This window comes from Microcoleus sp. bin38.metabat.b11b12b14.051, assembly GCF_013299165.1.
Taxonomy (GTDB): domain Bacteria; phylum Cyanobacteriota; class Cyanobacteriia; order Cyanobacteriales; family Microcoleaceae; genus Microcoleus.
This window is the reverse complement of the sequence record NZ_JAAFKD010000024.1, coordinates 65,596-82,221: the sequence shown is the minus strand read 5'-3', so window position 1 is coordinate 82,221 and position 16,626 is coordinate 65,596. Positions and strand designations below refer to the sequence as shown.

Here is a 16,626-nt window from a genome sequence, read left to right as displayed (position 1 = left end):
AGTTGTCAGTTGTCAGTTGTCACTTGTCATTGGTCAGTAGTCCTTGGGAGTGGAAAATAGCGAATGGTGAATGGAGAATCAATCTTGATACTCCCCACTGATGAATCAGGGGGATTCTTGAATGAATCCGAAAACTCTCAAAGGCGTTATCAAAGCACCTCTAGACGCTCAAAACAACTACCAATATAAAAGGTATTGCAATTGCGCTTACTTTTGAATTGTTTGCTTTCATAATCCATCACTTTTGCCAGATAGGTACGCTTCACATTCTGCCGTTACTTGTCAGTTAAACAGGCTTACTACTCTTTGAGGAGTGTGGTGGCTCACGCTCGCCGGGATTTCTCCGATACTAGAATGTTTCAACACGTAGATGGTTTTTTTACTTACAACTTAATCATAACAAATCTTTCGATCAATTGCGTAAAAAAATATTGAAGGCGGTTGAAACCGCTACCGAGTTCCTCCCCATGTCTAAAGCCAGGGGCTTCCCTCTCGTTTTTTGGTGAATTGGGAAGAGGGAAGGAACGAAGAAGACGGAGCCAGTGCAACGAAACCCAACCTTCAACTAATAATGACGTTGGAGGGGTGGACGTTGGACGTTCTATCGCTCTCTACAGCATGGCAGGACTACCGCTTCTAAAAACCTAGGTTTACCTAGGTATAAACTTTTACGGTATAAGTTTAAGCAAATCTTATCTAGTGTGCGAACACTTCCCCGCAGACCTCTTTGGGGTTGACCAGAAAACTCCAGTTAGAAACGGTATAATAATCGTGTCTGCGATTCACCATACCGGATTGCTTGGTCTTTCTATTCAGTTGGGCCCATTGACCCCATACGTGCTTGTTCGAGTTCACCTCGACATAGGCGGTTATGGAGTCTGGGAGTTTTTCACCTAATCTCATGCCTCTACGAGCAATCACTAAAGCAGCCGCTTCATCGCTAGCGAGTCCGTACATTTTGAGGTATTTGAACAAGCCAATAATACTGGTAAAAGCTGGATTGACTGTAATTAATTCAATACCACGGTTGGCAAGAATAGCACTTAGCTGTTTATAGAATTCGTTGTACGCCCAACAAGAAAGCATTCGGGCATACTTATGACTCGTTTCACCTAAGCGCTGCTTTTTGTCTGAAAAGTCTAATTCTTCACAGACAATAGGGCATTGATACATTAGAGCTAGCGTTGCCAACTGAAGGCAAGAGTCAACGATTTGAGCCTGCTGTGCGCCCTTCTGCAACCCCATTTGCAAAGGAATTTGACATGAGGCTTTTAGATTGCCATCGGTATCAACATAAGCCCAACCAATTGAGCCAGGATTCAGATCAATCCCAATGCAGCCATAAGCTCGATCAAGAGATTGAGACTTGACAGGGCTTGGTGTAAAAGATACCGCGACTTTCCACTTATTATCCTTTTTGAATAGATGCCATGTCTTTGCACCGTCCTGTGGCAGTCTGTTAATATTGCGGTCAAAATTACCAATCTCGGCTGAAACACCTTTACCAAAACTCCCTTCAAGACACCTTGGGGTTCTAATCTTTAAGGTCGAACCATTCCATTGAGCAATACCATTCCCTAGTGTCTCGTCTTGAGATCCTACCAAGAAAACTTGATCGCGAGGTACGAATACTTTGATTGGTAATGCCTTTAGCGTGGTTAGTTTATTCTGAAAAAGGAAGAGCTTGCGCTTTTTATGGTGAATTTGAAAGCGTAAATTTTGCCAATTAGTTTCCTTGTACTTGAGCGAACAAGATAAAGGAAAATTACCACCTACTCTGCTGCCGGGCCAATTCTTTTTGGAGTAAAACTTGTTTGCTGCTTTTAACTTTTTTTCTGCCTTCTTCAACCAAATTTCAATCGACTTTGCTTTACCTGTTAATGTTTTGATATGCAATGAGCGATGTTCCTTCGCGCCGTCAACCTTACCTTTAGCGTAGGCGATAACGCCATTTGCGTGACGCTTGTTGATGGAGTAGGTTACTTGAATGTGGCTGTTCCATTTCGATTTATTGAATTCGGTACAAGTCAATAACTGATGAACCGTTTCAATCGCGGCCAGCCTAAAAATAGGGGCAAAGGCGGTCAAAAACATCTCCATCTGACTGAAGCCTAAAGCATTCAGTTCTGATTCTGGAGTGGGCAATCCTTTGACGTAGGTTAGGGATGGCATTGATTTGACCCCTCAATGTGGTTATACCTGTATATCTTGCACGTACTGATTAGCCTGTCCATGCCATGCCGAGAATTCGTCCTCTAAATCATAGGTAAATCTAGGTATTTGGGCAACAGTCGGGAACCCTTCGGCTCCCCTCGGCGATAGCGGGCGGGCAAGTCGCTCGGATGGTAAAATGACAACGCGACGGCCCGACGGCTTGACAAAGTTCGCTCTCCGAGGACAGCACGGCAGGACAAATGACCTGTTTGACAAATGACCAGCCTTCGGCTACGCGATCGGCTAAAATGACAACTGACCAATGACAACTGACCAATGACAACTGACCAATGACCAATGACTAATGACTAATGACTAATGACTAATGACTAATGACTAATGACCAATGACCAATGACCAATGACCAATGACTAATGTCAACTGTCAACTGTCAACTGACTAAGCATCAAGCCAAACAACTGGTTTGGATCTGTCCAAACTTGCACCGGCTTTAAACCGCGTTGCGAAAGTTCTTTCTTGACAGTATTAAGATTAAACTTGCGGGAAATTTCGCTGCGGATAGTTTCTCCGGCGGCAAATTCAACCGTTAAATTGAGAGCGCGCAAGTTAACCGTTTGCGCTTTCTTACTTTTCAGGTGCATTTCAATTTGACATTGTTCTTGATTGTAAAAAGCCCAATGCTCGAACTGTGCCAAATCAAAATTACCCTCATACTTCCGATTTAAATGTCGCAGCATATTCAAGTTAAATGCTGCCGTCACTCCTTGAGTGTCATCGTAGGCAGGCTCTAAAATATCCTTGGATTTGTCTAGGTCAATTCCCAGCAAAAAATACTCTCCCGGCTGCAATGCACCGACAACTTGCGAGAAGAATAGATCGCATTCTTGAGGGTTGAGATTGCCGAGGGTGCTGCCGAGAAAGCAAATCATTCGGGTTGGCAAAGGTGACGGGGCAATTTTAGCTAATGCTAATTCGTAAGTGCTGACAAGTCCGTGAATTTGGAGCGATGGATAATCTGCCAAGAGTTGACAAGCGCTGCTTTCTAACATAGTAGGGCTGATGTCGATCGGCAAATAGTGCAGTGGATATTCCAATTGGCTGTAAGCATCCAGAAGAATCCGGGTTTTGGTGGAACTGCCGCTGCCGAGTTCGACGATTTCGCACTTGCCCGTCACTTGGGCGATCGCCCCCGCGCACTCTTGCAAAATCGCCGTTTCAGTGCGCGTTAAGTAGTATTCCGGCAACTGACAAATCAACTCGAACAGCTTCGAGCCGCGATCGTCGTAGAAATACTTTGGAGGCAGGGTTTTGGGGTTTTGAGTCAACCCGCTAACTGCATCGCTGCCGGCATTGATTTCTGCGGGTGTGGGTGCTGCTGCGCTCACCAGTCGCTCTAAGTGCAGCCTGTTTTCCTTGCTTGAAGCTGAGTTTGTCGTGTCGGACAGTCTTGGGGATTTCATAGAGTAAAATTAAGATGCACCAATGAGTATAGCACCTAGTCGCGTTGCCAAAAATCGCGCTCAAGCTAGATTTTTTATGCCGATCTCCGTTCTGTATTTTCTCACTAGATGGCGATCGCACCCGCCATTTAAACTTTAAAAAATATCAACATAAATTATTAAATCATTTACAAACCTTTTTTAAGTTAGTATTTGTACGTGGAAAAAATTTGGGTGTTTAACAAACAAATATCCTCTAAGATTTACTCTAAATAAAATTTATGTTTGACAATATAAATTTTACAGGTTCGTAGTGAGGACTTTAGTCCTCTAATTTTATGCGGACTAAAGTCCTCACTACGAACCTATGTGATTGTAGTTTTACTTTTATTGATCACTACTTGGCGCAGCGAAAACCAGCAAGAATTTGCCGCACGCCCGGATAGTACCAATTCCGAAAAGTCGATCGCAGTGCTTGGGGAAAAGTCGCCCAACTCCCACCTTTCAAAACCCGGTGTTGTCCATCAAAATAAACTTCCGAGTATCCCCTGTAAGGATAACTTTCAAATTCTGGATAGGCGTCAAAGGTTGAAGCAGTCCACTCCCAGACATTACCCAACATATCGCCGCAGCCCGCTGCACTCGCTCCTTTGGGAAAAGCGTCAACTGGCGAAGTATTTGCGAGATTGTTCCCGTGATTGCACAGGCTGGCATTTGGCTGTGCTTCTCCCCAAGGATAGGTGCGATATATTTGATTTGTGGCATCCCAACTCGCTGCTTTCTCCCATTCGGCTTCTGATGGTAAACGCTTGCCGGCGAAGTTGCAGTAAGCTTCGGCTTCGTACCAACAGACGCCACAAACTGGATGGTTGTTAAAAGCTGGATTTTCTGACCAGTAAAGCGGGCGATCGACTAAATGAACTTTTTGCCATTCCCAGCCCTCTGCTGACCACCAATCGCGGTTTTGATAGCCGCCGGAAGCCATAAAATCTCCGTATTGACCGCAAGTCACGGGATAGCGATCGATCGCGTATGCTGATAAATAACACAAATGGCGCGATCGCTCGTTATCCAAAGCCTCAGCAGCATCGCTTCCCATATAAAATTCCCCGCCCGGAATTTCAATCATCGAATCGGGAATCGGTAATTGGTAATTGGTAGTCGGGAATTGGTAATTGGGAATCGGTAATTGGGAATCGGTAATTAATCTTCCTTCTTCCTCCTTGCTTCTCTCCGTTAAATCCGTTACATCCGTTACCAAATCCGCTGCCGAACTTCCTTCTTCCTTCCTGTGCATTTGCAACACAAAAGCAACAGTTTCGCAGTGCTGGCTTTCGTGCTGAATAATAAACCGCCAGAGACGTTCCTGCTGGTCTATCGGCGCAACTTCCAAATAATCTAACACCTTTTTTCGCACCGCATCCAGATACAATTCAACTTCTGGTAACGCAGGCAAAAAAACTCGTTGTTTTTTCGGCAAAATATCAGCAGCAAACAGTTGGTGATACTCAGCAAAAACTGGTTTCAAGCCAGCACACCGCTGCAACAGCCACAAATCCTCAGTATAAGCAATGTGGCCTAAGTGCCAGCCAACCGGGCTGAAATCAGGATGAGCTTGACGGCAAAAAGTATTGCGATCGATGTCTGCAAATAGCTTGAAAGTGCCACTGCGACACTGCTGCAAATCGTGATAAATTGCCTGTTTACAAGATTGGATAGATTTGGATCTCACCGTCTACTCCCGTACTGATAATGCTCTGGACTGGACACTCGTGCCAATGGCCAGCAAATAAAGGCTCAGAAGCAATGATGACAGAATTCGGAAAATTTAGATCGTCCCGCAGCCAATAAAGGGAAGGAGGGGCTTTTGGGAAAGCAAAGCGAGAGGCCACGAGCTGGTGTCCGTCGCTGATAATGATATTAGCTGAAAATTCGACTTGGTGAACGTTTGCTAGCTCAGCTAAGGTTTTCAGGGAGTTTTGCAAAGCAGCTTCTAGAGTCTGATTGCCTGCTGTTAATTCATTGACAAATAAGCCGAAGATGTGCTCTGAATCTGTAGTACCGTTAATTGATTGATAAACGGTATCGCACAGCCGATCGCGAATTGGTCTGTAAAGAGTTTTCCGAAAATTTTGCACGAAGCCGTTGTGTACGAACAACAGGCGATCGTTCCCAAACGGCTGACAGTTGCTCAAATCTATGGCTTGTCCTGAAGTTGCACTGCGAACATAGCCGATCGCGCAGCCGGATTCAACGTATCGACTGATACTCGGAAGGTTAATGTCGCTCCAAATTGGCTGTACGCTTTTATAGGTAAACGGGTCAGTATCTAAGTGCGGGTGATACCAACCGATACCAAAACCATCAGCGTTTAGCAGGCCCGAAGTCATTTCGCGGGGATCGTAACTCTGCACAATTAGCGAATGTTCCGGCTTGTACAGAAGAGTATCGAGTAAAATCGGCCCGCCGAGGTAGCCAAGCAAACGGCACATAAAATTTTGTAAGCCAACAAATTAGCATTCTAAATCATTTGCCAGGAAATTGCAGATCGCCCATCTTCAACATTGAGAGTGCCGGTTTTTTGTCGGTCGCCAACAGCATCTCCGTACAAACGGTAAAGTTAAAGTATAACCCCAGCAGTACAAGGAGACTCTTGAATGTTCCTCGACGAACTCATCCCAGTGGTCAAAGAATTGATGCAGCAGCCCATCGCCTTCACAGGCGGATTTTTTTCAGGCTTGCTTCGACTCAACCTTCACGAAGAGCCAGTTAGGAGCTGGATCGACGAGCAAGCCGGTTCGACTTCCTACACTGCTCCCTCCGCCGAAGCCACCAGTGCTAAAAGCAGCGGGCCTCAGTCAATCTCGATCGACTAAGCAAAAGAACTAACTATTGCAGCTAGTACAAAGGGTTTGTCAGTGCGGCAAACCCTTTGAGTTAGATGCGATCGCCCGATTGTCAGCCAGAATTCACTAGAGAGTAAAATTTACCGGTTATTATGTATAGCACAACAAGTTCAGTTCGATCGACATGACTATCTATATTGGAAATTTGTCCTACCGCGCCACCGAAGAAGACCTGAAATCAGTATTTGCAGAGTACGGCACAGTCAAGCGAGTTGTCTTGCCTACCGACAGGGAAACCGGTCGGATGCGCGGTTTTGCATTTGTTGAGATGATGGAAGATGCCCAAGAAGACGCTGCAATTACCGAATTAGACGGTGCAGAGTGGATGGGGCGCCCGTTGCGAGTCAACAAAGCTAAACCGAAAGAAGAAGGAAATCGAGGCGCAGGTATCAACAGGAATAGCGGATATTAGTCCGCAATGTGGCGGTTGACATTTTGTCGGAACCAACCTGATAGCAAGGGCGCCAGTAGCCCGCATTGCTAGCAGCAGTTGATTGTGCATCCGAAAATGTCAAATCCGCTGCACAAAAACATCGACCTGTTACCAGAAAGCATTGGTTTAAAGCCGGAACCCTTGTAAGCGATAAAATAAAATTAGACTGTTCATTATTCCAATCTTCTTGGTTCCAAGTAGAGGTCGCCCTCACCTCTCAACAGTCAACTGTCAACCGTCAACCCAAAGGAGCCTGCGGTATGGTTTTAGTAAAAGAATTGGATGCCAAGGAATGGGTGAAAACCCGCAGTTCATTAGACGGTGAAGCAACATTTCTTACCTGGAACGGCGCGATTTACTCTTTTGTCCCCAACGAACCGAAAAAGCGCTTGTTCAAAATAGTTGGGATGAGTGCGAGCAGGTGTATTGCTGACGGCGATGGCGGCTGGGAATTCACCTCGCGAGAATTAACTTACTATCTCGATCCCAACAGCGGAGAAATTCTCCACAAATGGGAGAATCCTTGGACAGGAGAAGTCCTCACAGTTGCACACGTTGCTAACAACCCCGTCCAAGGTTATTTTCAAGGCATTTTCCCGGCGAAAGTAGATGGAGAAATTACAACTTTTAGCTTTGACTTATTTCCCAACTATCCCAATCCTTTAGCTGGAGATCCGAGATTTGCCGATTACAGTCCCAATCCGATTTATCAAGCTGCGGAATTGTTTAAGCTGACTGTACCCACGGCGGAATTATTAGATCCCGAACTTGTTTCAGTTTCTCAAGTAATTCTGAGTTGGGATAGAATTGGGCCGTGGCTGGCTTGGATGAAAATGGGAAATCTGCCCGGTAACATGATTTACAGCGCCACTGGTTCCAAAGTCAAAAGTTGGACAGATTTACCTCAATTGCTGCAAGATGAAATTCGGACTCGCATTCCTTTGTATCAAGATGCGCCGCAATCGCAATTAGATGTAGAAGATATGACTTCTTGGATTTATTTTGAGAAAAACTTTGAGGCTTATCTTGCAGGTGAAAGATTCCCTTTGCCAGCAGCAGCAGAATAAACTCATAATATCGTTATAAAATTGGTGCGAAGTTCGGAGGATTAGCTATTCATCAACATCTGATGGCTGGCATTCTTAAACTACAAAGCTGATTCTATTAATGTCCAGAAATAGCCGTCAGGGGCGATAAACGAAAAACTCGGTTGTCCAAACTCATTAGGCACTATTTCGGTGATTTTTTGGGCGTTGCTGGCTTTGACTCGGTGAAAGTATTCTGCGATGCTAGACACTCGATAGGTGTACAGCGACATTCCCAAACAGCCAGGAAGAGTTCGATCGCATCCATCGTCTAGGGCGATCGAACTCGGGAACCTCAGAATATACAGTCTACCCGATCGCGCGGCTGCAAAATCTGTTTTGGACGATCGCGGATCGTCAAAAGCCGTCACCACAAATTTTTCGCCCGGGTGAAGAGAAAAAATCTCCCTTCCCGCCAGAGAAGATTCAAAAGTAGTTTCTACATCGTCGCGGGCGCGAATCAAGCCCAGAACTTCTTCATAAAACAACAATTTTTCTTTGCTGTCATCTTGAATTATCATGCCCATGTGGGTAATTTGACTCGTTTTGAAAAAAGCATTTTCATCAATTTTCCCGTAATTTGGCAGGGCATAATTGAATCTTTGAAAAAAAACTTGCCGAGTCAAAGGCTGCAACAACATCATCTCGCGCACTCCGACAGCCGCCTCGACAAAAGGACGTGCTTTTCGCTCTTTGTTGTAAATAACTTCCCAGCGGGGAGAGGTATATTTGACAGGCAAATTGGCGGAATGGGCATCTTCGGCATGGTTGAGAATATTCAACAAATCAGCAGTTAAAGTAGTTGCCCAGCGGTTGCCTTTTACCTTCATGGACGACATTTGCAAGCCGTCATTTGTGGGTTTTTCCCAAACCATCAAGCGAATTAATCCGTGATCTGCATCTTGGTGTTCGAGCCGCACCGATCGCACTTTTGAACAAACTCCATACAATTCGGCAGCCACCGATGCGGGTAATTCTCCGATTGCACCGATGCGATATCCAAATTGCTCCCAATATTGAATTTGTGGCAGGGCATCAGTAACCCCGATACACATTTCATAAATCCCTGCGATGCTAACTGGTTGCACTTGATTCATTTTTGGAGATATATAGCGTTTCTCAAGAAGATGAGGTATGGCTGGTAATTGGTAATTTTAGCCTGAGCGAAGTCGAAGGCTGGTAATTGGTAATTTTAGCCTGAGCGAAGTCGAAGGCTGGTAATTGGCACAAAATGCGGAACTAGCCAAGCATTTTATTGATTGCAGATTGCCTATTACCCCAAGCATCCGCGAATATTTCTGAAAACCAATATCATTTGCGGGCGGGAGTCGAGCGACCCGATTTCTGGTTGAATACTTCGCTGCTAGAACCAAGATTTATCAGCAGAAATCGGGTTGCTAAGCGTGGGTTTTAGAAAGAGTAAACTCGCCCTTTTTCATCAATATAAACTGACCTATCTTGCCTAGTCCGACCGTCGGAAGTGGTGATGCGAACCGTCACAATATTTTGCTTGGCATCAACATTATAGTCGTATTTTAAAGTGGTGCTGCCTCCTTTGACATTAATCGGAATATTGGCAATATCGGCCGTGCGGCTGGTGACGCGAACTGTGATATTTTTGCTGGCTCCTACGGGCAAGGATGACAAGCCGACACCTGATTGACCGTATTCTAGGTTTAATCCTGTTTCATTTAACAGTCTGAGGGTAATGTTGCGAGTATTGTCAACCTTTGCTTGAGGTTGCCAGAATCCGGGTTTTACCCCGCCGTCTGTTGCCGGTTGAGATAATGCTGGATGGGGATGCAGAGAGCCGAGGGTGGCAAGTATTGCAACCGCAGCAATAATTTTTGATTTCACTGTTTGTACCTCCGGTTAAAGTGTGGGTGATATTTCTATCCTAGCTTGAAAATGGGATGTTGTTAATTATCGCTGAGGTTAAGAAACCCGGTACAAAAGTAAAAATCAGGGGTTGAGGGCGATTTATAGCGGTTCTCACAAAAATGAGGTACAGGTTTTGATTTTTGATTTGAGATTGAGGGATTGGGAGATTGAGCCGGTCTTTTGCGTCATCTTTTTGATCGAGGCTATATGCAGAAACTGGTTTTTTGCGATCGTGGTTAGTATGGTTGGTGTTGGCATCGCAATCGTAATTTTTGTACGGGTTGGCGGGATGCTGGTTAATTGTTAACGATCGATCTAGCGGCTTCTAGGAGCAGGCGCTGTTCGGCGCGGGCGATCGCCCTGTAAGTCTGTTCTGCTGCATCGACATTCACCGAAATAGAGGAAATCCCCCACCGCACAAAGGATTCAACTGTTTCGGGATACAAGGCGGCGGCATCGCCACAAATCGAGCAAGGAATGCCGGCGGCTCTGGCTTGTTGGATTAATTGTTCGATCGCCCTCATCACTGCTCGATCGCGCCCGTTGAAACCACTTGCTACCTGCGGGGAGTTGCGGTGAATGCCTAACAGAAATTGAGTTAAATCGTTGGTGCCGATGGAAATTCCTTGCACTCCGGCTTTGACGTAATCTGGCAATAAAAATAACACCGAAGGAACTTCCGCCATAATCCACAGTTGAAACTGGGCGGGCCGATTTTTCCAAATAGTTTCTAAGCGCTGGCGGCAGTAGATAAACTCGTCCACCGATCGCACGAAAGGCAAAATTAAATTGACATTTGTATGGCCTGACTCGCAGACTTTTTGAAGTACGCACAACTCCCAATCAAATAATTCTGGTTCAAAGGTATCGCTGAAACTGCCGTCGCCGCCTGAGTCGCGCAAGTCGAGAGAGCGATAAAATACCGGCCGCGGCGCCACCGCAGCAGCAAATAAACTCAGACAATCCGCCATGCGATCGACAAATTCGGATTGTTGGCCGTGTTGCAGCCAAATTTTGGGGTGTTGACAGTCCAAAGCTTCCAATGCCATCAATTCCGATCGCACCAATCCGATGCCGTCTGCGGGCAAATTTCTCAGGCGATCGATCGAACTTGTTTGGCTGACATTAACCAGCAGTTGAGTTGCTGTGGGCGGGCCCCAAACACATTGGGGAGATTGTGCCCCTCGGGGTAAGGATGCGGGATTGGTCGATCGCTCTGAGATGGAAAATTGGTGGTTGGCTATTGACATTTTTGCTGCTGTACTGTATTTTTCGGCATTTCTGGCTGTTTCCTCAACGCGCACGCTGTCTGCGGTGTCTGTGGGCGGATGTGGGGCGAGGGTAAAAACTTCTCCGCTATCGCCGTCTACCAACACCGAATCGCCCGAGGCGATCGCCCTTGTCGCCCCGGCAACACCCACAACTGCCGGAATCCCCAATTCTCTGGCTAAAATGGCGCCGTGCCCTGTCATGCCTCCTTGTTCGGCAACAACCCCAGCAGCAACTTTCAACCAAGGCAGCCAATTCGGATCGATTGTCCGGGCTACCAAAATGCTTCCGGCGAAGAATTGGGAGTTTTCGAGGTGGGAATCAGTCATAACTTGGGCAATTGCTTCGGCTTTTCCTGAGGAGGCGGCCAAGCCTTTGAGGATTGCAGGAATTCGGGTATTGGCGATCGCGTTTGCCCGTGTCGGCGCGACTTTTTCCCGTTTCACCTGACGAATTTGAGTAAAATAAAATTGCGGTTCGCCACTGTTTGCTGTGTGGTTTAGAGTCCACTCCAAGATTAAATTTGAATCAAATTCTGCGATTATTTGTTTGCTCAATTCCAGGAGTTTTTGCAATTGTAATTCGTCTAAAACGTATTCAGTTTGTGATTTTTCTCCCAATGCCCAAAGCTCTATACAACTGCCAGGATTGTCTGGCATTAACAATGCAGAATTGGTATTTGGGGGGCTTTTCCAATTTCCGATATGCGGTTTCTCTCTCGGTTTTACTTTGCCGATTTTGACATTGTATGCTAATGTTTTGTAACCGAGCTTCTGGAATTTAACCGCCCCAGTTTCCGGCTGAACTTCATAGTAATCGGGGATGGTTTCTCCCCGAGCGATGGACATTCCCAAACCGCTGGTGGCTTGGATTTCCCAGGCTCCACCGCTGTTGGTTTTTACCTCGCCGGCGGCGATGGCTGGGGCGAGTGGCTGCACTAAAACTGCGGGATTGATTTGCTGTATTTTCATGCCGCACCGCTGCCAGTAAAATAGACTTCGGGCTCTGAACAATTCTGCCCAAGCTTGTTTGAGTCCGGTTTCAATGGCTTCTGGTTCGGTGCGTACTGTGTGAGATTCTAGGATTCCGGCGGTTTTCGGGTTCCACGAAGTTAAGGAAGTACGAAAAATTAAGGCTTGGGAGTTGAGTTGGGCAACAGCAGACTCTAAGCTGGAGAGCAGTGTATCTGGAAGTTTGGCGGCGAGGATTTGGTGGCGGATGCTGCGGGCGATCGATTGCAGTTGTCTGGGTTCATCGACGTTCAAGTGTAGCGAAGAGTGGGGCCAGTCCGCCAACAGGGGTTCTAGCCAGTCGATCGACTCCAAAAACTGCCAAAATGTGGTAGCCGGCACGACAAAACCAGGTACAGCGGGATGATTTTGGGCGAGCAAACAGCTCAAGTAAAATGCTTTTTCCCCAACTGCATCTCGGTCTGAAGGTTGAATTTTGTCTAGCCAGTAGAGATTTTTCACGCTGGGAGCCTGTCCTTGGAAACTGATTTAATTTTGATAGTTTTTTCTATTAATCACATACCACAATCTTAAGATGAAGCAGCGAAAATGGACGGGATTAGTCAAATCTTTTCTCAATCTATTTCTTAAGTCTAACTGTCCTCTTTGTCAGCGACCGGCCACCGAAGAGTTTTGTGGGTACTGCCACAAGCAACTTCAGCGTTGTCAGTTAGCCAATCCTGCTCGATTTTGGGATTCACAGCAGGGTGTTTTTGTGTGGGGGGAGTACGGCGGGACTCTGAAACGGGCGATCGCAGCTTTGAAATATGAGGACAACCCACAATTAGCCAAACCTCTCGGCGGCTGGCTGGCAGAATCTTGGCTGAGTTTTCCCGAATTAGCTATTGACAATTTAACCGTTGTACCAATTCCCATGCACAAATCAAAGGTCAAGGAACGCGGTTTCAATCAAGCGGAACTTTTGGCGGAAAGTTTTTGCGAGCTGACTAATTTACCTTTGCAGCGGCACGGTTTGGAGCGGGTGAAAAATACTCAGGCTTTATTCACTCTGACAGCACAGCAGCGGCAAGCTGAAATGAAAGATGCTTTAATTTTGGGGAAAGATTTTCGCCGCCGTCTCCCGCGCGATCGCGTTTTGTTAGTTGATGATATTTACACTAGCGGTACTACGGTTAAGTCGGCAATTAAAACTTTGAAAGAGTCGGGAATTTCGGTTTATGGCACGGTGGCGCTTGCAAGTCCGACTAAGCGCGATCGCTAATCTATTTTAGCAAACAGGTTCGTAGTGAGGACTTTAGTCCGCAGCATTTTCGGAAGGACTAAAGTCCTCACTACGAACCTATAACAAGTTTTTATTTGGGGGGGGGGAAACTAACCGCGAAGACGCTAAGGACAGGTTCGTAGTGAGGACTTTAGTCCGCAGCATTTTCGGAAGGACTAAAGTCCTCACTACGAACCTATAACAAGTTTTTATTTGGGGGGGGGAAACTAACCGCGAAGACGCTAAGGACGCGAAGAAAGAGAAGAGAAGGAAGAGTGTTTAGGATTGATTTAAAATTGTTGCAGGTTCGGTGGCAAGTGGGAACTGTTGGCTGATGTTCCAGCGGCTGCCGTCGTGTAGTAGTAAGGTTAATGCCTTCGCGGTAAACTCAAAGTGGAGTTCGCGCCCGCAGAATTCCAACCAAGCCCTTTGAAAATTCTCCTGGGTTAAATCGCGAAACGCTACTGTCATGTGCGGTACAAATGAGCGAGTCTGAGAAATGCGATCGCGTATTCCTAAATTTGCCCCGACATATTCCATCAAATCTGTTTGCATCTCCAGCAATTGGGGCGATTTGACGACATCGGCGTAAATGACGCGGGGCGCGAAAGCGGCAAAACCTGATAGCGTAACGGGAATTGGCGGCCGGTTTGCAGCAAAAACCCTGACACTTTCCTCCAATTTCGGCACATCCGCCGCCAGCCATTCAAAGGGAGGTTGCAGCGTGATGTGGGGCGGCGAGTTCAACGCACCGCGGGTGTTGTAGTGTTCCGCAAAATACAGTTTAATCTGAGTAATCTGTTGTTGAATATCGTCTGGGGGCACTAAAGCAATAAAAAATCGCTGTTTTGACGGGTTCATAGGATAGCATCGGATCGGGAAGGAATAGCCCAGTACGGGCGATCGAGTATTTACTCAATGCCCTGTACCAAAAACCCCACTCCCAATCTACAATCCAAAATCCAAAATCTAAAATCTAAAATTTAAAATGCCTTGGTTTGTCAAAATTGAGCAGGGAATTGTCGAAAAGCCTGTCTTTGACCAGTATGTGCCAGCTCACAGAGCTTATGTCCGTGATTTGATTTCTAAAGGACACCGAGCGAAAACTGGCTACTGGGCAAGGCGGGGCGGCGGTATGTTGATGTTTGAGGCGGGTTCTATGGATGAGGCAAAGGCGATCGTCGCTGAAGACCCGCTGGTGAAGAACGGTTGCGTTATTTATGAAATTTATCACTGGTGTGTGGTTGAAGAATAAATAACTGTGTTATACTCGTAAATGAACTGGCCCCACGCGATTCCAACGCCCAAATCTTGTCAGGACCGGAAGGTAGCAGCAACACGGGATGCTTGTAATAGGCGTGGTCTCCGGTTCACCCAGTATTTTGAGGTATAGCTCCTATGCCTGGTTTCGGAGATATTTTACAGAAAGCAGTTTACCTTGGTGTTGGGCTAGCTTCCTACGCTGGTGAAAAAGCAGGCAGCAAGTTAACTGAATTGCGCACAGAAGCCCAAAAGCTGGCAGATGAATTGGTGAAGCGGGGCGAAATGTCAACGGAAGAAGCTCGTCGCTTTGTTGATGACATGGTGCAACAAGCCCAGCAGCAGCAACCGCCGGTAGAAGCTACTGGGGACAAAAAATCGGCTGAACCTCGGCGGATTGAAATTCTTTCTGAGGAAGAAGAAGTTTCTGCAAAAGAAACGAAAGAAACCGGTGGCGTAGACAAGCTTCGCGAACAGGTAGAGAATTTACAAGAGGAATTGCGGCGACTCAAGCGAGATTAAGCTTAAAAAGCTCGCGCAGCAAACCAAAAAGGGAACTCAAGATTATTATCCTGAGTTCCCTTTTTGCATATCTCCCCAGTTATACCATTTTAAATTTTAGATTGGGGATGATTTACTGGATTTAGGTTTCGATCTGAGCTACAGTTGTATTATTTTATGAAAATAATATCAGATGTGGATGGATATAGAGCAATAGGTAATAGAATTGAGAGTAGGTGCGATCGCTTCGCCGGAGGCTGGTTGCATTTATCTGTGAAATATTTTGCAATAGTAAGCTGTCAAATTTATGGAAGATTGGTCTAAAGATTTTTTTGAAGTAATGGAAAATGCTGTGTCTGAAGTCGAGCATTTTTTTACTGATATGGGCGAAGAGTTTGTCGAAATGTTGGACGTTTTGACAAAGATTTCGGAAGAGTTTACAGAACAAGTACAAAATAACCTGATTGTTGAAGTTGATGGTTATTTAAATGAATTTGATGGTTATTTCAATGAATTTCTCGAACCCATAATCGAAATTTTTCGGGAATTTGATCCGGAGTTTGATGAGATAGATTCGTCTTTTGTGACGTATGTAGACCCTTCGCCGACGCAGCATCCGGTTTGTCGCGGTTGTATGAACTATCACGGTCAAGTTTACGGTGGGAATTTGTTGGTTTGTGCGATGCACCCTACTGGTGTGGAATCGGACGGTTGTCCTGATTGGGAAACTGATAGCGATGTGAATCTTTAAGAGTTTTTGAGGCTTTAATCGCTTATGCTAAAGTCAATTCAGTCTCCGTCAAAGATTTCTCTGGAAGAGTTTCTCCTGCTACCAGAAACTAAGCCGGCTAGCGAGTATGTTGACGGTCAAATTTATCAGAAAGCTATGCCGCCAGGAAAACATAGCACGTTACAAATCAAATTTTCATCGACTATTAATCAAGCTGGAAAACCGCAGAAGTTAGCTTTTGCTTTTCCCGAGTTGCGCTGCACTTTTGGAGGATATGCTGTTGTTCCAGATTTAGCAGTGTTCGAGTGGTCGCGCATTCCCGTCGGTGCTAATGGAGAGATTCAAGATATATTTAATATTGCACCAGACTGGATAATTGAGATTTTGTCTCCGACAGAAAGTTGTACCCGCGCGATTAGTAAAATTCTGTTTTGTATCGAAAATAAGACTAAACTGGGTTGGTTGCTTGACCCGGAAGAAAAATTAGTTCTTGTTTTTAAGCCGCAGCAGCAACCCGAGGCGAAGGAGGGCGAGGATATTTTAACTGTACTCGATGTGCTGTCGGGTTTGCAAATGTCGGCGAACGATTTGTTTGGGTTGTTAAATTTCGATCGCCCTTAAGCTACATTTGAGTATAGGGAAGTTTGCATATAAGTACACCCACCTAATTATATGTAAAATACGGCTCGCTAAAAAACTTGCTGTGTATGTATTC

16 protein-coding genes and 1 other RNA gene are annotated in these 16,626 nt (G+C 45.8%); 9 read left to right on the top strand and 8 right to left on the bottom strand.

What is annotated here, in order from left to right; translation table 11 throughout:
- Nucleotides 1-696: 696 nt before the first annotated feature.
- From QZW47_RS22390 to egtC, 4 genes are all read right to left on the bottom strand, one after another.
- A complete protein-coding gene (locus tag QZW47_RS22390; protein ID WP_293131603.1) occupies nucleotides 697-2,172 on the bottom strand; it encodes a hypothetical protein in 1,476 nt (491 codons plus the stop codon).
- A gap of 419 nt (nucleotides 2,173-2,591) precedes the next feature.
- Nucleotides 2,592-3,635, bottom strand: coding sequence for an L-histidine N(alpha)-methyltransferase (gene egtD / locus QZW47_RS22385; RefSeq protein WP_293131601.1), 1,044 nt, complete (start codon nucleotides 3,633-3,635; stop codon nucleotides 2,592-2,594).
- Nucleotides 3,636-4,011: 376 nt separating this feature from the next.
- Nucleotides 4,012-5,346 (bottom strand): ergothioneine biosynthesis protein EgtB, encoded by a 1,335-nt coding sequence (locus QZW47_RS22380; RefSeq protein WP_293131596.1) that lies wholly within the window; start codon nucleotides 5,344-5,346, stop codon nucleotides 4,012-4,014.
- Nucleotides 5,318-6,106 (bottom strand): ergothioneine biosynthesis protein EgtC, encoded by a 789-nt coding sequence (gene egtC, locus QZW47_RS22375; RefSeq protein WP_293131591.1) that lies wholly within the window; start codon nucleotides 6,104-6,106, stop codon nucleotides 5,318-5,320. The genes QZW47_RS22380 and egtC overlap by 29 nt, the downstream gene beginning before the upstream one ends.
- A 165-nt stretch (nucleotides 6,107-6,271) precedes the next feature.
- Here egtC and QZW47_RS22370 point away from each other — a divergent pair, with 165 nt between their 5' ends.
- The 3 genes from QZW47_RS22370 (at nucleotide 6,272) to QZW47_RS22360 (ending at nucleotide 8,020) form a co-directional block, all read left to right on the top strand.
- Nucleotides 6,272-6,490 carry a hypothetical protein gene (locus QZW47_RS22370; RefSeq protein ID WP_293131588.1) on the top strand — a complete coding sequence of 73 codons (219 nt, stop codon included), beginning with the start codon at nucleotides 6,272-6,274 and terminating at the stop codon, nucleotides 6,488-6,490.
- 154 nt (nucleotides 6,491-6,644) lie between these two features.
- A complete protein-coding gene (locus QZW47_RS22365; protein WP_293131585.1) occupies nucleotides 6,645-6,932 on the top strand; it encodes an RNA-binding protein in 288 nt (95 codons plus the stop codon).
- A gap of 65 nt (nucleotides 6,933-6,997) precedes the next feature.
- On the top strand, nucleotides 6,998-8,020 hold the full coding sequence (locus QZW47_RS22360; RefSeq protein ID WP_293131582.1) for a DUF1838 domain-containing protein: 1,023 nt from the start codon (nucleotides 6,998-7,000) through the stop codon (nucleotides 8,018-8,020).
- Nucleotides 8,021-8,100: 80 nt separating this feature from the next.
- Here QZW47_RS22360 and QZW47_RS22355 read toward each other — a convergent pair whose 3' ends face one another.
- From QZW47_RS22355 to QZW47_RS22345, 3 genes are all read right to left on the bottom strand, one after another.
- Complete coding sequence (locus tag QZW47_RS22355; protein ID WP_293131579.1) at nucleotides 8,101-9,135, bottom strand: VOC family protein; 1,035 nt, start codon at nucleotides 9,133-9,135, stop codon at nucleotides 8,101-8,103.
- 313 nt (nucleotides 9,136-9,448) lie between these two features.
- Nucleotides 9,449-9,895: a hypothetical protein gene (locus QZW47_RS22350; protein WP_293131576.1), complete on the bottom strand. Its 447-nt coding sequence runs from the start codon at nucleotides 9,893-9,895 to the stop codon at nucleotides 9,449-9,451.
- Nucleotides 9,896-10,215: 320 nt separating this feature from the next.
- A complete protein-coding gene (locus tag QZW47_RS22345; protein ID WP_293131573.1) occupies nucleotides 10,216-12,660 on the bottom strand; it encodes a putative PEP-binding protein in 2,445 nt (814 codons plus the stop codon).
- Between the two features lie 73 nt (nucleotides 12,661-12,733).
- On the opposite strand from QZW47_RS22345, the gene QZW47_RS22340 reads away from it, so the two are divergent.
- The gene (locus QZW47_RS22340; protein WP_293131570.1) at nucleotides 12,734-13,420 is read left to right on the top strand and encodes a ComF family protein; all 687 of its coding nucleotides are present in this window, start codon (nucleotides 12,734-12,736) and stop codon (nucleotides 13,418-13,420) included.
- A gap of 279 nt (nucleotides 13,421-13,699) precedes the next feature.
- Here QZW47_RS22340 and QZW47_RS22335 read toward each other — a convergent pair whose 3' ends face one another.
- Nucleotides 13,700-14,281: a 2'-5' RNA ligase family protein gene (locus QZW47_RS22335; protein ID WP_293131567.1), complete on the bottom strand. Its 582-nt coding sequence runs from the start codon at nucleotides 14,279-14,281 to the stop codon at nucleotides 13,700-13,702.
- Nucleotides 14,282-14,408: 127 nt separating this feature from the next.
- Between QZW47_RS22335 and QZW47_RS22330 the strand changes: the two genes are divergently transcribed.
- The 5 genes from QZW47_RS22330 to QZW47_RS22310 all read left to right on the top strand — a co-directional run bounded on the left by QZW47_RS22330 (nucleotide 14,409) and on the right by QZW47_RS22310 (nucleotide 16,532).
- Nucleotides 14,409-14,675 carry a YciI family protein gene (locus tag QZW47_RS22330; RefSeq protein WP_293131564.1) on the top strand — a complete coding sequence of 89 codons (267 nt, stop codon included), beginning with the start codon at nucleotides 14,409-14,411 and terminating at the stop codon, nucleotides 14,673-14,675.
- A 23-nt stretch (nucleotides 14,676-14,698) separates the two neighbouring features.
- Nucleotides 14,699-14,795: signal recognition particle sRNA small type (gene ffs / locus QZW47_RS22325), an RNA gene on the top strand.
- Between the two features lie 23 nt (nucleotides 14,796-14,818).
- Nucleotides 14,819-15,202 carry a hypothetical protein gene (locus QZW47_RS22320; RefSeq protein ID WP_293131561.1) on the top strand — a complete coding sequence of 128 codons (384 nt, stop codon included), beginning with the start codon at nucleotides 14,819-14,821 and terminating at the stop codon, nucleotides 15,200-15,202.
- Between the two features lie 286 nt (nucleotides 15,203-15,488).
- Nucleotides 15,489-15,932, top strand: coding sequence for a hypothetical protein (locus QZW47_RS22315; RefSeq protein WP_293131558.1), 444 nt, complete (start codon nucleotides 15,489-15,491; stop codon nucleotides 15,930-15,932).
- Nucleotides 15,933-15,956: 24 nt separating this feature from the next.
- On the top strand, nucleotides 15,957-16,532 hold the full coding sequence (locus QZW47_RS22310; protein WP_293131555.1) for a Uma2 family endonuclease: 576 nt from the start codon (nucleotides 15,957-15,959) through the stop codon (nucleotides 16,530-16,532).
- Nucleotides 16,533-16,626 lie beyond the last annotated feature (94 nt).